This is a genomic window from Pseudomonas sp. B7, from assembly GCF_016735645.1.
GTDB classification, from domain to species: domain Bacteria; phylum Pseudomonadota; class Gammaproteobacteria; order Pseudomonadales; family Pseudomonadaceae; genus Aquipseudomonas; species Aquipseudomonas glycinae.
Map to the genome: position 1 here is coordinate 94,191 of NZ_JAERRE010000013.1, position 15,439 is coordinate 109,629.

Genomic DNA, 15,439 nt, shown 5'->3' on the forward strand with positions numbered 1-15,439 from the left:
AAGCCCGTGATAGCATCCGCGCCTATGAAGTTTCCAGGAAGATTTACCAGTGGCGTGCTCATGCTGTTAAGCAGCTGCGCGGCGCTGGCGCAAAGTGAATTGGATGTGCGGATCAAACCGTCCAACGATGAACTGAAAGCCAATATAGAAGGCTATATCGGCAGCCTCGGCGATCGTGACGAAGAAGCCTTGCAGCGCTTCAGTCGCGGCGCCGAAGAACAGGCGCGCAAGGCCGCCCAGGCCTTGGGTTATTACCAGCCGCAGATCGAAAGTGACGTCAAGGGCGGTGAAAAACCGCGTCTGGTGCTGAACATCGATCCCGGCGAGCCGATCCGCCTGCGCAACGTAACCGTGCGGGTCGACGGCCCGGCGGCCTCTCTCAAATCCTTTCGAGTCCCGAAAAGTGACGTGCTCAAGCCCGGCGCGGTGCTCAACCATGGGCGTTATGAAGACGCCAAGCGCCTGATCCAGAACCAGGCTTCGCGCTATGGGTTCTTCAGTGGCCGCTTCACCAGCCAGAAATTGATGGTCGATCCACGCGCCGGGGTCGCCGACGTCGAATTGATCTACGAAAGCGGTCCGCGTTATGCGCTGGGCAAAGTCAGTTTCGAGGGCGACACACCGTTCGACGAAGACCTGCTGCAACGCATGGTGCCGTTCAAGGCCGGCGAGCCGTATGACTCCGAGCTGATCGCCGAACTCAACCGCGACCTGCAATCGAGCGGCTATTTCGAGGGCGTGCGGGTCGACGCCGCACCGACCGCCGCAAATAACGACGTGATCCCGGTGGACGTCAAACTCGACACCCGCAAGCCGCGCACCATGGGCCTGGGTCTGGGTTATTCCACCGACGTCGGCCCGCGCATCAAGGCCAACTGGACCCGTCACTGGGTCAACCCGCAGGGCGACAGTTATGGCTGGGAGGCCGAACTGTCGGCGCCACGGCAGAACGTCGGTCTGTTCTACGACATCCCGCTGGACCCGCCGCTGACCGACAAACTGCGCTGGGCCGGCGGTTATCAATACGAGGACATCGACGGTTCCGACACCTTGAGCAAGCTGTTGACCTTCGGCCCGGAATGGCACAGCAAATTGCCCAGCGGCTGGCAGCGGGTGATCTCGCTGAAATGGCAGCGCGAGGAATACCAGCTCGGCGACGACTCCGGTCTGAGCACCTTGCTGATGCCCGGCGTCAGCTATTCCTACCTCAAGAGTGACAACCGCATCGACCCGCACAATGGCTATCGCCTGACCTTCGAAAGCAAAGTGGCGAAAGAAGGCCTCGGCTCGGACAACAACCTGCTTTATGGCACGGCGCTGATCAAGGGCCTGACCACCGTGTTCGACAAGCACCGTTTGCTCGGTCGGGTCCAGGTCGGCGGCAGCGCCACCAACGGCTACAAATCGGTGCCGCCGTCGCTGCGTTTCTTCGCCGGTGGCGATCAGAGCGTGCGCGGCTATGACTATCAGAGCCTGTCCCCGGAGAACTCCGAGGGCGACCGCATCGGCGGGCGCTACATGGTGGCCGGCAGCGTCGAGTATCAATACTCGATTGCCGAGAAGTGGCGCGTGGCGACTTTCGTCGATCAGGGCAACTCCTTCAACAAACTCGAACTGCCGAACCTCAAGACCGGGGTCGGTATCGGTGTGCGCTGGGTCTCACCGGTGGGGCCGATCCGCCTCGACGTGGCCCACGCGCTGGACGACGATGGCGGCATCCGGCTGCACTTTTCCATGGGGCCTGAGCTGTGAAGCGTGGTTTGAAAATATCGGCGCTGGCGTTGTTGTCGCTGGTGCTGCTGATTGTATTGAGCATTACCGCTGTGCTCGGAACTCAGGCCGGCAGCCGTTGGGTGCTGGGTCTGGTACCGGGCCTGAGCGTCGACAATTTCCAGGGTCGCCTCGGCGGGCAGTGGAGCGCCGATCATCTGCTGTGGCAGCAGGACAGCAGCCGCGTCGAACTGAGCAAACCGATCTTCGAGTGGTCGCCGCTGTTCCTGACGCGCATGACGTTGTGCATCGAACAGCTCAAGGCCGATACCGTCAGCCTGCAATTTCCGCCGAGCGAGGACGTCACCGAAAGCGGTCCGATCACACTTCCTGATCTGCAATTGCCCGTGGCCATCGAGCTGGGCGACGTTCAGGTCGGCAACCTGTTGTTCAACGGCAGTGAAGAGTTGAAAGGCCTGCAACTGGCGGCGCATTGGACCGCCAAGGGCCTGCAGATCGACAGTGTGAAACTGCAGCGCGACGAGTTGAGCCTGAACCTGTCCGGCCTGTTGCAACCGACCGGCAACTGGCCGCTGAACATCGCCGGTGATCTGACCTTGCCGTCGCCCGCTCCCGAACCGTGGACGCTGGCGCTGAAAATCGACGGCGACCTGCTGAAAACCCTCAACCTGCACGCCGACAGCCGTGGCTACCTCGACGGCCAGCTGAGCGGCGAGCTGCAACCGCTGGTGGAAAACCTGCCGGCCAAGGTGCGGATAACCTCGGAAGCGTTCAAGCCGAGCGCCGATCTGCCGGACACCCTGCAATTCAATCAACTGGTATTGACCGGCGAAGGCGACCTGAAAAACGGTTACCAATTGCTCGGCAATGCCACGTTGCCTGCCGATAAAGGCCCGGTGGCGCTGTTGCTTAAAGGCAAGGTCGACGCCAAAGGCGCGCAGATTGCCGGCCTCGATCTGACGGCCAACGACAAGCAAAGCCTCAAGCTCACCGGCAATGTCGACTGGAGCAAAGGCCTCAGTGCCCAGGCCAATATCAACTGGCTGGATTTTCCGTGGCACCGGCTCTATCCGGAGATCGACGAGCCGCAGATCACGTTGCGTACCTTCACCGGCGAAGTCTCCTACACCGACGGTCAGTACATCGGTAATTTCGCCGCCGCTGCAGATGGTCCGGCGGGGGCGTTCACCCTGAGCAGTCCGTTCAGCGGCAATCTCAAGCAGATCTTCCTGCCACAACTGAAACTCGAAGCCGGGCAGGGCAAGGCCGAAGGCCATGTGAACGTGCAGTTCGCCGATGGCATCGCCTGGGACACCGCGCTGGAATTGTCGGCGCTCAACCCGGCGTATTGGGTCGCGGAGCTGCCGGGCACCCTGGCCGGTCCGTTAAAGAGCAAAGGCGAAATGAAAAACGAGCGCCTGAGCCTGAACGCCGACCTCGATCTGAAGGGCAAATTGCGCGGGCAACCGGCGATCCTGCAAGCCAAGGCCGACGGCGCGGGCGAGCAGTGGAATCTGAATGCCCTGCAAATCCGCCTCGGCGACAACAGCATCAACGGCAAGGGCAGCCTGCAACAGAAACTCACGGGACAGATCGACATCAAACTGGCGCGTCTGGCCCAGCTTTGGCCGCAACTGCGCGGGCAGATCAATGGTCGGGTCGATGTCGCCGGCACGCTCAAGGCGCCGCAAGGCAAGCTCGGCCTGCAAGGTTCGCAACTGGCGTTCCAGGACAATCGCCTGCAAAGCCTCAACCTCGACGCCACCCTCGACAGCGCGCAACGGGCGAAAATCGACCTCAAGGGCAGTGGCATCCAGGCTGGCGATACGTCGCTGGGCACCCTGACCGCCAGCGCTCAGGGCGATATCAAAAACCAGAAACTCAACCTCGACCTGCTCGGGCCGAAGCTGAAACTGGCGCTGGGCCTGGACGGCAATCTGGACAAAGGCAACTGGCGCGGGCGTCTGGCCAGTGGTGATATTCAGGCCGGCGGCCAGGACTGGAAACTGCAGAACCCGGCCAAGCTCGAGCGTCTGGCCGACGGCAAGATCAACTTCGGCGCCCATTGCTGGATGTCCGGCAATGCCAGCCTGTGTGGCGAAGACCAGCGCCTGATGCCGGAGCCGAAGCTGCGTTATCACCTCAAGCAATTCCCGATCGAAAGCCTGGCGCAATGGCTGCCGAAGGATTTCGCCTGGCAGGGCAAGCTCAACGCCGACCTGCAACTGGATCTGCCGGCCAGCGGCCCGAACGGCGTGGTCAGCATCGATGCCAGCGGCGGCACCTTGCGCATGAAGGAAAAGGATCAGTGGGTCGACTTCCCGTACCAGACCCTCAAGCTCACCAGCAAACTCACGCCCAAGCGCATCGACACCGACCTCAACTTCGTCGGTGGCAAGCTCGGTGAATTGATGGTGCAGGCGCAGCTCAACCCGCTGCCGAAGAACAAGCCACTCAGCGGTACATTCCGCCTCAGCGGACTGGATCTGTCGGTGGCGCGGCCGTTTGTGCCGATGGTCGAGAAACTCACCGGGCGGCTGAACGGCAGCGGTACGATTTCCGGTGGTCTGCTCGCGCCGCTGGTCAACGGTACGGTGCAACTCAGCGACGGCGAAGTGTCCGGGCCAGAGTTGCCGATCGAACTGCAAGCGTTGCAACTGCAAGCGGTGATCGCCGGTGAAGCCGTGCAATTGAACGGCGCCTGGAAAAGCGGCAAGAGCGGGCAGGGCAGCCTGAACGGCAACATCGCCTGGGGCCAGGCGCTGGTGGTGGATCTGGCGCTCAAGGGCACGCAATTGCCAGTGACGGTCGAACCCTACGCCAAACTGGAAGTGGCGCCGGACCTGAAGATTTCCATGGCCGGCGATGAGCTGGCGATTGCCGGCAAGGTGCTGGTGCCGACAGGCGAAATCACAGTGCGCGAACTGCCGCCATCGACGGTGAAAGTCTCCGATGACACGATCATCGTCGGCGCGCAGACCGAAGAGGGCAAGCCGCCGCTGGCGATGAAAATGGACATCGACGTGGTGGTCGGCCAGGACAAGTTGAGCTTCGCCGGATTCGGCCTGACCGCCAACCTGCAAGGCCACGTGCACATCGGCGACAACATGGACACCCGTGGCGAACTGTGGCTCAACGACGGGCGTTATCGCGCCTACGGCCAGCGCCTGACGGTGCGTCGCGCGCGTCTGCTGTTTGCCGGGCCGATCGATCAGCCGTATCTGGACATCGAAGCGATTCGCCAGACCGATGACGTGATCGCCGGCATTCGCTTGAGCGGCAGCGCCGAGCAGCCGACCACGCAGATCTTCTCGGAGCCGGCGATGAGTCAGGAACAGGCGCTGTCCTATCTGGTGCTGGGGCGTCCGCTGAGCACTACCGGCGAAGACAACAACATGCTCGCGCAGGCGGCGCTCGGTCTGGGCCTGATGGGCAGTTCCGGGGTCACCAGCAGTTTGGCTAGTAATTTGGGCATTCAGGACTTCCAGCTCGACACCCAGGGCAGCGGCAACACCACCAGCGTGGTGGCCAGCGGCAACATCTCGGAAAAACTCAGCCTGCGTTACGGCGTCGGCGTGTTTGAACCGGCCAACACCATCGCCTTGCGTTACAAACTGAGCAAGAAGGTCTACCTCGAAGCCGCCAGCGGCGTGGCCAGTTCGCTGGACATCTTCTACAAGCGGGATTTCTAGCCCGCTTTTCCCTTCCTTTATTACCAGGTTGGTGCAATCGCCAGCAGACTGACTCCCACAGGGTTTTGTGAAGTTCACAACGCTTGTGGGAGCGAGCCTGCTCGCGATGGCGTCTGCATGGACGACAGAAAACCCAGTCCGCTGGTCAACTAATTACAAAGCAACCTAACTATTACGTTGACATTCGCTGCCTAGGCAGTAACATCTCGACATACATTCACTGCCTAGGCAGTTATTAGGTGAGCACATGAAGCATTTCACCCCAGACGAATTCCAGCATTGCCATCTCGGCCTGTTGCTCGGCCGTGCGGCCTTGCTCAAGGACAAGATCATCGACACCCACATGGAACCCCACGGCATCACCGCCGCGCAGTTCAAGGTGTTGATCATCATGGCCCAGTTCGGCGTCGACACCCCGGCCGAGCTGTGCCGGCACCTGTCGCTGGACAGCGGTTCGATGACTCGCATGCTCGATCGTCTGGAACAGAAAGGCTTTCTGGTTCGCCAACGCAGCGAAGGCGATCGCCGTCAGGTGCAACTGAAACTCACCGAGCAGGGCCAGCAACTGGCCGATCGCCTGCCGCACATCGGCGCCGACGCCATGAATGAGCTGGCCGGCGCCGTGACCCCGGACGAGTTGAAAACCCTGGAATACATCCTCAAGAAAATTTTGCTGGCAGCCGGTGACCCCATCACCATCCAGCGGTTAGGTGAACACAATGAGCGGTAAAATCTTGCGCAGCAGCCTGACACTGGTGCTGTCGGCGATGATTCTCGCCGGTTGCGCCAACTACAGCGGCCTCGATACCCAGGGCGCGAGCCTCGATGCGAAAACCCTGCAGACCGGGCAATCGCTCAACGGCGTGACCCTTTCCCAGGCCGCGTGGCCGAAGAGCGACTGGTGGACCAGCCTCGGCGATCCGCAGCTCGACGGTCTGATCCGCGAAGCGCTGAAAGACAGCCCGGACATGCAGATCGCCGACGCCCGCGCCCATCAGGCCAGCGCCGCCGCGTACGCCGCCGATGCCGAGCGCTATCCGACCCTCGACGCCAGCGCCGGCATCAGCCGTTCGCGTCTGGCCCGGGATCAGGATCCGTTGGGGCAGGGTGGGGCTTACTCCACCGTGCGCAACATCAGCGCCGGCTTCAATTACAACTTCGACCTGTGGGGCGGTCAGCGTGACGCCTGGGAAGCCGCACTCGGTCAGGCCCGCGCCGCCGAGGTCGACCGTCAGGCCGCACAGTTGACCCTGGCTGCTGACGTGGCCCGGGCCTACAGCGATCTGGGTCAGGCGCACATCGTTTATGACCTGGCCAACGAAGACCTCAAGCGCACCAAACAGATGCTCGACCTGAGCCAGCGCCGCCTGAGTTCCGGGATCGACAGCCAGTATCAGTTCCAGCAGACCCAAAGTCTGGAAGCCAGCTCCGAAGCCAGCCTGATCGACGCTGAAAAGCGCCTGAACAGCGCGAAAATCGCCCTGGCCGTATTGCTCGGCAAAGGCCCGGATCGCGGTAACGAAATCGCTCGGCCGAAAGTCCTGCAAGCCAGCGCTGTCGCACTGCCATCGGTGCTTCCCGCCGAACTGCTGGGCCGTCGTCCGGATCTGGTCGCCGCGCGCTGGCGTGTCGAGGCGGCGAGCAAGGACATCGACTCGGCCAAGACCCGCTTCTATCCCAACCTGAACCTGTCGGCTTCCGCTGGTGCCGAATCCTTGTTGGGGGACGCGATGTTCGGTTCCGCCAGTCGCTTCTTCAACATTGCCCCGACGATTTCGGTGCCGATCTTCGATGGCGGACGCCTGCGCGCCAACCTCGATGCCCGCGACGCCGATTACGACCTCGCCGTGGCGCAGTACAACAAAAGTCTGGTGAAAGCCCTGGGCGATGTCAGCGACACCATTAACCAGCTGCGTGACATCGGCCGGCAGATCGGCGCCCAGCAGCACGCAACCGAGATTGCCCAGGATTCTTACAACACCGTCGTTCAGCGTTACGGTTCCGGCATCGGCAACTACCTGGACGTGCTCAGCATCGAGCAGCAATTGCTGCAGGCCCAGCGTCAGCTGGCCAACCTGAATGCCGAGCAGATCGACCTGTCGATTCAACTGATGCAAGCGCTGGGCGGCGGCTTCCAGGGGCAAACCCTGACCGCAGCCAACGCCACCCCAGCCACGCCGCACAACTAATTCAAGGTACTTGTCATGGCCACTGCCGAAAACACACAAGCTCAAGACAACGCCCAGGACACTGGCAATCCGCGCAAACGCAAGGTGATGCTGCTGGTGCTGGCCGTTGTGGTTGCCCTCGCCGGTGCCGGCGTCTGGGCGTATCACGAATTCATCGGGCGCTGGAGCGAAAGCACCGACGACGCCTACGTCAACGGCAACGTGGTGGAAATCACCCCGCTGGTGACCGGCACCGTGGTCAGCATCGGTGCTGACGATGGCGATCTGGTGCATGAAGGCCAGGTGCTGATCAACTTCGACCCGAACGACGCCGAAGTCGGCCTGCAAAGTGCCAAGGCCAATCTGGCCCGCACCGTGCGTCAGGTGCGCGGCCTGTACAGCAACGTCGACGGCATGAAAGCCCAGGTCAATGCGCAACAGGCCGAAGTGCAGAAAGCCCAGGACAACTTCAACCGCCGGAAAAACCTCGCGGCCGGCGGGGCGATTTCCCAGGAAGAACTGTCCCACGCCCGCGATGACCTGACCTCGGCGCAGAACGCCCTGGCCAACGCCAAACAGCAACTGAAAACCACCAGCGCGCTGGTCGATGACACCGTGGTGTCCTCGCACCCGGACGTGATGGCCGCCGCCGCGCAACTGCGTCAGGCCTACCTGACCAACGCTCGCAGCACCTTGATTGCGCCGGTCACCGGTTATGTCGCCAAACGCACCGTGCAACTTGGCCAGCGTGTGCAGCCGGGCACCGCGCTGATGGCGGTGATTCCGCTGGATCAGCTGTGGATCGACGCCAACTTCAAGGAAACCCAGCTGCGTGACATGCGCATTGGCCAACCGGTGGAGATCGAGTCGGACATCTACGGCAGTGACGTCAAGTTCAACGGCACCGTCGACAGCCTCGGCGCGGGCACCGGCAGCGCGTTCGCCCTGTTGCCGGCGCAGAACGCCACCGGTAACTGGATCAAGATCGTGCAGCGTGTGCCGGTACGGATTCACGTCAACGCCGAAGAGCTGGCCAAACACCCGCTGCGCGTCGGCCTGTCGACCAATGTCGAGGTCAATCTGCACGACCAGAGCGGCCCGGTACTGGCCCAGCAACCGCCGCAAAAGGCCTCGTTCAGCACCAACGTCTACGATCGCCAACTGGCCGAAGCCGACGCGATGATCACCCAGTTGATCCACGACAACAGCGCGGCGGTCAGCAAGACTGCGCAACGCTGATCTCTTTCCCCCTGTGGGAGCGGGCTTGCTCCCACAAAGGGCAGCTGTGTCCGTAACAGACACGGCGCCAACCCGGCTTCATAGGATTCGCGATGAGCAATAACGCCTCTTTCACGCCGCCCAGCCTGTTGCTCAGCACCATCGGCCTGTCGCTGGCGACCTTCATGCAGGTGCTCGACACCACGATCGCCAACGTGGCGCTGCCAACCATTTCCGGCAACCTCGGCGTGAGTTCGGAGCAGGGCACCTGGGTCATCACCTCGTTCGCCGTGAGCAACGCCATTGCGCTGCCGCTCACCGGCTGGCTGAGCCGTCGCTTCGGCGAGGTGAAGCTGTTTCTGTGGGCGACCATCCTGTTTGTGCTGGCTTCGTTCCTCTGCGGTATTTCCACATCGATGCCGGAACTGATCGGCTTCCGCGTGCTGCAAGGCCTGGTGGCCGGGCCGTTGTACCCGATGACCCAGACGCTGCTGATCGCGGTCTATCCACCGGCGAGGAGGGGCATGGCCCTGGCGTTGCTGGCGATGGTCACGGTGGTGGCGCCGATTGCCGGGCCGATCCTCGGCGGCTGGATCACCGACAGTTACAGCTGGCCGTGGATCTTCTTCATCAACGTGCCGATCGGGATTTTTGCGGTGATGGTGGTGCGCCAGCAGCTGGCCAAACGCCCGGTGGTCACCAGCCGTCAGCCGATGGATTACGTCGGGCTGATCACGCTGATCATCGGCGTGGGTGCGTTGCAGGTGATCCTCGACAAGGGCAATGACCTGGACTGGTTCGAGTCAAACTTCATCATCATCGGCGCGGCGATTTCGGTGATCGCGCTGGCGGTGTTCGTGATATGGGAAATGACCGACCAGCATCCGGTAGTCAATTTGCGCCTGTTCGCCTATCGCAACTTCCGCATCGGTACGCTGGTGCTGGTATTGGGTTACGCCGGGTTCTTCGGCATCAACCTGATCCTGCCGCAATGGTTGCAGACCCAGATGGGCTACACCGCGACCTGGGCCGGACTGGCGGTGGCACCGATCGGCATTCTGCCGGTGCTGCTGTCGCCGTTTGTCGGCAAGTATGCGCACAAGTTCGACCTACGTCTGTTGGCCGGTCTGGCGTTCCTGGCGATCGGCCTGAGCTGCTTCATGCGTGCGGAGTTCACCAACGAGGTGGACTTCCAGCACATCGCTCTGGTGCAGTTGTTCATGGGGATTGGCGTGGCGCTGTTCTTCATGCCGACCCTGAGCATTCTGATGTCGGACTTGCCGCCGAACCAGATTGCCGATGGTGCGGGTCTGGCGACGTTCCTGCGGACATTGGGTGGCAGTTTTGCGGCGTCGTTGACCACGTGGATCTGGATTCGCCGGGCGGATCAGCATCATGCCTACATGAGCGAGAGTATCAGCACCTTCGAACCAGCGACTCGCGAGACCTTGCATTCGCTGGGTGGCGCGAGCCAATCGGCCTATGCGCAGATGGATCAGATCCTCACCAGTCAGGCGTACATGCTCTCCACCGTGGATTACTTCACGCTGCTGGGCTGGGGGTTCATGGGGTTGATTCTGATTGTGTGGCTGGCCAAGCCGCCATTCGCAGCCAAGGCAGGGCCGGCGGCTTCCGGGCACTAAGATCAAGAGCTTTCCCTCACCCTAACCCTCTCCCGGAGGGAGAGGGGACTGACCGAGGTGGATATTCGGGTTACACCGACCTGAAAGTCCGAGTTGAACTCAGGCCTTGAAGTGCAGACTTGCGAAACAGAGTCGAGCTCAGATTCTGAAAACTACGAATATCGGCTCCCTTTCCCCCTCGCCCCCTTGGGGGAGAGGGCTGGGGTGAGGGGGTAGCGATCTTCAGCCGTGCGGCAATGCCAACGGTGGCGCAAAATCAAACGGCGCTAACGCAAACCCGTTCTCATCCACCTGCAACGCCCAACCCTGACGATCCCAATCCCCCAGCACAATCCGCTTCGCCGCCTGATCGCCGATCTGCAACTTGTGGATCGCCGGGCGATGGGTGTGCCCGTGAACCAGGGTTTTCACCCCGTATTCCTGCATGATCCGCGGAATTTCCTCCGGCGTGACATCGACGATGTCATTGGCCTTCATCCGCGTCTGCGCCCGGCTTTCGCTGCGCAACTTGCGCGCGAGCTTGTGCCGGGTGCGCAAGGGCAGGTTGCGCAGGATGAACAGGCTGAGCGGGTTGCGCAGATAGCGGCGCAGCTTCATGTAGGATTCGTCGCGGGTGCACAGGCTGTCGCCGTGCATCAGCAATACCGGTTCGCCGTAAAACTGCACGACACTCGGATCCTTCAACAGCGTGCAGCCGGCCTGCTTGCAGAAGGCCTTGCCGAGCATGAAGTCGCGATTGCCGTGCATCAGAAAAATGGCCGTGCCGCTGTCGCTCAAGTCGCGCAGGGCCTGGCAGATGGAACGCTGGAAGGGGGTCATGGCGTCGTCGCCAATCCACGCCTCGAAAAAGTCGCCCAGAATGTACAACGCACTCGCCGAGCGGGCGCGTCCGGCGAGCAAATCCAGAAACGCCCGGGTAATGTCCGGGCGCTCCTCTTCCAGATGCAAGTCTGAAATCAGCAATATCACGCTTCGATGATCTCGGCTTTCTCGATGATCACGTCGTCTGCGGGTACGTCCTGGTGGCCTGCCTTGGACGTGGTGGAAACGCCTTCGATCTTGTCGACAACGTCGGTGCCCGCAACCACTTTACCGAACACGGCATAACCCCAGCCCTGGGCGGTCTTGGCGGTGTGGTTCAGGAAGCTGTTGTCGGAGGCGTTGATGAAGAACTGCGCCGAAGCCGAATGCGGGTCCATGGTACGGGCCATGGCGATGGTGTACTTGTCGTTCTTCAGACCGTTGTCGGCTTCGTTCTGGATGCTCGGGCTCTTGTCTTTCTTTTCTTTCATGCCTGGCTCGAAACCGCCGCCCTGGATCATGAAGCCTTTGATGACGCGGTGGAACACGACGTTCTCGTAGTGACCTTTCTTGACGTATTCGATGAAGTTGGCGGTGGTGAGAGGCGCCTTTTCAGCGTTCAGTTCGATGACGATGTCACCGAAGTTGGTGGTCAATTTAACTTGAGTCATGATCGATGCTCTTTATAAGGAATTCGTGGGTATTGGGACATTTGGGCCCCGTACCGGTTCAGCCCGTGAGGGCCAAGGTGCGCAGTTTAGCGTGACAGGCGCGAATTTCGAGGCTGTTTTTCAAAACCCGGCGATTAAATGCATTCCTTTTAAGCCCTGCTCTGTCAGGGGCTTGACAGCATCGGCTATGATAGCGGCTTTGTTTTGTCAGGCCCGTGTCCCGGCCGCGCACTGTACGTTCAAGGATCCTATGAGCAAGCCCACTGTCGACCCTACCTCGAATTCCAAGACCGGCCCCGTTACGCCGGTCAATTTCCTGCGCCCGATCATCCAGGCGGACCTGGACTCGGGTAAGCACACGCAGATCGTCACCCGTTTCCCGCCTGAGCCCAACGGCTACCTGCACATCGGCCACGCCAAGTCGATCTGTGTGAACTTCGGCCTGGCCCAGGAGTTCGGCGGCGTTACCCACCTGCGTTTCGACGACACCAACCCGGCCAAGGAAGACCAGGAATACATCGACGCGATCGAAAGCGACGTCAAATGGCTGGGCTTCGAATGGTCCGGCGAAGTGCGCTACGCCTCTCAATATTTCGACCAGTTGCACGACTGGGCCGTCGAGCTGATCAAGGCCGGCAAGGCCTACGTCGACGACCTGACGCCCGAGCAAGCCAGGGAATACCGCGGCAGCCTGACCGAGCCGGGCAAGAACAGCCCGTTCCGCGACCGTTCGGTGGAAGAGAACCTGGACTGGTTCGCCCGCATGCGCGCCGGCGAATTCCCGGACGGTGCCCGCGTGCTGCGCGCCAAGATCGACATGGCCTCGCCGAACATGAACCTGCGCGACCCGATCATGTACCGCATCCGCCACGCTCATCACCACCAGACCGGTGACAAGTGGTGCATCTACCCGAACTACGATTTCACCCACGGTCAGTCGGACGCCATCGAAGGCATCACCCACTCGATCTGCACCCTGGAGTTCGAAAGCCATCGTCCGCTGTACGAGTGGTTCCTCGACGCACTGCCGGTGCCGGCGCACCCGCGTCAGTACGAATTCAGCCGTCTGAACCTCAACTACACCATCACCAGCAAGCGCAAGCTCAAGCAACTGGTTGACGAGAAACACGTCAATGGCTGGGACGATCCGCGCATGTCCACGCTGTCGGGCTTCCGCCGTCGTGGCTACACCCCGGCGTCGATCCGCAACTTCTGCGAGATGATCGGCACCAACCGTTCCGACGGCGTGGTCGACTTCGGCATGCTCGAGTTCAGCATCCGTCAGGACCTGGACGCCAACGCCCCGCGCGCCATGTGCGTGCTGCGTCCGTTGAAAGTCGTGATCACCAACTACCCGGAAGATCAGGTCGAGAACCTCGAACTGCCGCGTCATCCGCAGAAAGAAGAACTCGGCGTGCGCCAGCTGCCGTTCGCCCGTGAAATCTACATCGACCGCGATGACTTCATGGAAGAGCCGCCGAAGGGCTACAAGCGCCTGGAGCCGAACGGCGAAGTGCGTCTGCGCGGCAGCTACGTGATCCGTGCCGACGAAGCGATCAAGGACGCCGACGGCAACATTGTCGAGCTGCGTTGCTCGTACGATCCGGACACCCTGGGCAAGAACCCTGAAGGCCGCAAGGTCAAGGGCGTGATCCACTGGGTGCCGGCCGCTGCCAGCATCGAGTGCGAAGTGCGTCTGTACGATCGCCTGTTCCGTTCTCCGAACCCGGAGAAGGCCGAAGACAGCGCGAGTTTCCTGGACAACATCAACCCTGACTCACTGCAAGTGCTGACCGGTTGTCGTGCCGAGCCTTCGCTGGGCAATGCACAGCCGGAAGACCGTTTCCAGTTCGAGCGCGAAGGCTACTTCGTCGCGGATATCAAGGACTCGAAACCAGGTCAGCCGGTATTCAACCGTACCGTGACCCTGCGCGATTCGTGGGGCCAGTGATCAAGTCTTAAGGAAACACCGTGCTTACGATCTACAACACGCTCACCAAGAGCAAAGAAGTCTTCAAGCCGCTGGATGGCAACAAGGTGCGCATGTACGTCTGCGGGATGACCGTGTACGACTACTGCCACCTGGGCCACGGCCGCAGCATGGTCGCGTTCGACCTGGTGACCCGCTGGTTGCGGTTCAGCGGTTATGACCTGACCTACGTGCGCAACATCACCGACATCGACGACAAGATCATCAACCGGGCCAACGAGAACGGCGAGTCGTTCGAAGCGTTGACCGAGCGCATGATCGCGGCGATGCACGAAGACGAAGCGCGCCTGAACATCAAGAAGCCGGACATGGAGCCGCGCGCCACGGATCACATCCCTGGCATGCACGCGATGATCCAGACCCTGATCGACAAGGGTTACGCCTACGCCCCGGGCAATGGCGACGTGTACTACCGCGTCGGCAAGTTCATGGGCTACGGCAAGTTGTCGCGCAAGAAGATCGAAGACCTGCGCATCGGTGCGCGGATCGAGGTCGACGAAGCCAAGGAAGATCCGCTGGACTTCGTGCTGTGGAAAGGCGTCAAGCCGGGCGAGCCGAGCTGGGAATCGCCGTGGGGCGCCGGGCGTCCGGGCTGGCACATCGAGTGCTCGGTGATGTCGACCTGCTGCCTCGGTGAGACCTTCGACATTCATGGCGGCGGCAGCGATCTCGAGTTCCCGCACCACGAAAACGAAATCGCCCAGAGCGAAGCGGCCACCGGCAAGACCTACGCCAACGCGTGGATGCATTGCGGCATGATTCGTATCAATGGCGAGAAGATGTCCAAGTCCTTGAACAACTTCTTCACCATTCGCGACGTGCTCGACAAGTACCACCCGGAAGTCGTGCGGTACCTGCTGGTGTCGAGCCACTACCGCAGCGCGATCAACTACTCGGAAGACAACCTCAAGGACGCCAAGGGCGCCCTGGAGCGTTTCTACCACGCGTTGAAAGGCTTGCCGAAAGTGGCACCGGCGGGTGGCGAAGCCTTCGTCGAGCGTTTCACCCAGGTGATGAACGACGACTTCGGCACGCCGGAAGCCTGTGCGGTGCTGTTCGAGATGGTCCGCGAGATCAACCGTCTGCGCGAGAGCGATCTGGATGCGGCGGCCGGTCTGGCGGCGCGCTTGAAGGAACTGGCCAGCGTGCTAGGTGTGTTGCAGCTTGAAGCCGATGACTTCCTGCAGGCCGGTGCCGAAGGGCGGGTCGATGCGGCTGAGGTTGATGCACTGATCCAGGCGCGCCTGACTGCCCGTGCCAACAAGGACTGGGCCGAATCCGACCGCATCCGCGACCAGCTCACCGCCATGGGCGTGGTGCTGGAAGACGGCAAGGGCGGCACGACCTGGCGTCTGGCTGACTGATTGCTGCGCCTGTTACAAACAAAACCCGCCTTGTGCGGGTTTTTGTTTTTCTGTCCGATTGATCGATCTCACGCAGACAGTTGATCGCTCCCACGCTCCGCGTGGGAATGCAGCCCGGGACGCTCCGCGTCCCATGCCGAAGCGGACGCGGAGCGCCCATT

General features: G+C 61.5%; 10 protein-coding genes. 8 read left to right on the forward strand and 2 right to left on the reverse strand.

All coding sequences use genetic code 11. From position 1 onward, the window contains the following. Positions 1-24 precede the first annotated feature (24 nt). The 6 genes from JKA62_RS25685 (at position 25) to JKA62_RS25710 (ending at position 10,452) form a co-directional block, all read left to right on the forward strand. Positions 25-1,752 carry an autotransporter assembly complex protein TamA gene (locus JKA62_RS25685; RefSeq protein ID WP_201820065.1) on the forward strand — a complete coding sequence of 576 codons (1,728 nt, stop codon included), beginning with the start codon at positions 25-27 and terminating at the stop codon, positions 1,750-1,752. Further along, entirely contained in the window at positions 1,749-5,423 is a 3,675-nt protein-coding gene (locus JKA62_RS25690; protein WP_201820066.1) for a translocation/assembly module TamB domain-containing protein, read from the forward strand. The genes JKA62_RS25685 and JKA62_RS25690 overlap by 4 nt, the downstream gene beginning before the upstream one ends. A gap of 247 nt (positions 5,424-5,670) precedes the next feature. After that, a complete protein-coding gene (locus JKA62_RS25695) occupies positions 5,671-6,153 on the forward strand; it encodes a MarR family winged helix-turn-helix transcriptional regulator (protein WP_011334990.1) in 483 nt (160 codons plus the stop codon). Then, the gene (locus JKA62_RS25700) at positions 6,143-7,612 is read left to right on the forward strand and encodes an efflux transporter outer membrane subunit (protein ID WP_201820067.1); all 1,470 of its coding nucleotides are present in this window, start codon (positions 6,143-6,145) and stop codon (positions 7,610-7,612) included. The genes JKA62_RS25695 and JKA62_RS25700 overlap by 11 nt, the downstream gene beginning before the upstream one ends. A gap of 15 nt (positions 7,613-7,627) precedes the next feature. After that, the gene (locus JKA62_RS25705) at positions 7,628-8,830 is read left to right on the forward strand and encodes an HlyD family secretion protein (protein WP_201820069.1); all 1,203 of its coding nucleotides are present in this window, start codon (positions 7,628-7,630) and stop codon (positions 8,828-8,830) included. 92 nt (positions 8,831-8,922) lie between these two features. After that, a complete protein-coding gene (locus JKA62_RS25710) occupies positions 8,923-10,452 on the forward strand; it encodes a DHA2 family efflux MFS transporter permease subunit (RefSeq protein ID WP_011334987.1) in 1,530 nt (509 codons plus the stop codon). A gap of 222 nt (positions 10,453-10,674) precedes the next feature. Here the strand turns inward: JKA62_RS25710 and lpxH are convergent, their stop codons facing one another. Further along, a complete protein-coding gene (lpxH, locus tag JKA62_RS25715; RefSeq protein WP_201820073.1) occupies positions 10,675-11,421 on the reverse strand; it encodes a UDP-2,3-diacylglucosamine diphosphatase in 747 nt (248 codons plus the stop codon). Next, the gene (locus JKA62_RS25720; RefSeq protein ID WP_011334985.1) at positions 11,418-11,924 is read right to left on the reverse strand and encodes a peptidylprolyl isomerase; all 507 of its coding nucleotides are present in this window, start codon (positions 11,922-11,924) and stop codon (positions 11,418-11,420) included. Before JKA62_RS25720 ends, lpxH begins: the two co-directional genes overlap by 4 nt. Before the next feature lie 250 nt (positions 11,925-12,174). Here JKA62_RS25720 and JKA62_RS25725 point away from each other — a divergent pair, with 250 nt between their 5' ends. Together JKA62_RS25725 and cysS are read left to right on the forward strand one after the other, a co-directional pair. Then, on the forward strand, positions 12,175-13,875 hold the full coding sequence (locus JKA62_RS25725; RefSeq protein WP_039767474.1) for a glutamine--tRNA ligase/YqeY domain fusion protein: 1,701 nt from the start codon (positions 12,175-12,177) through the stop codon (positions 13,873-13,875). 20 nt (positions 13,876-13,895) lie between these two features. Beyond that, positions 13,896-15,278 (forward strand): cysteine--tRNA ligase, encoded by a 1,383-nt coding sequence (gene cysS / locus JKA62_RS25730; RefSeq protein ID WP_011334983.1) that lies wholly within the window; start codon positions 13,896-13,898, stop codon positions 15,276-15,278. Positions 15,279-15,439 lie beyond the last annotated feature (161 nt).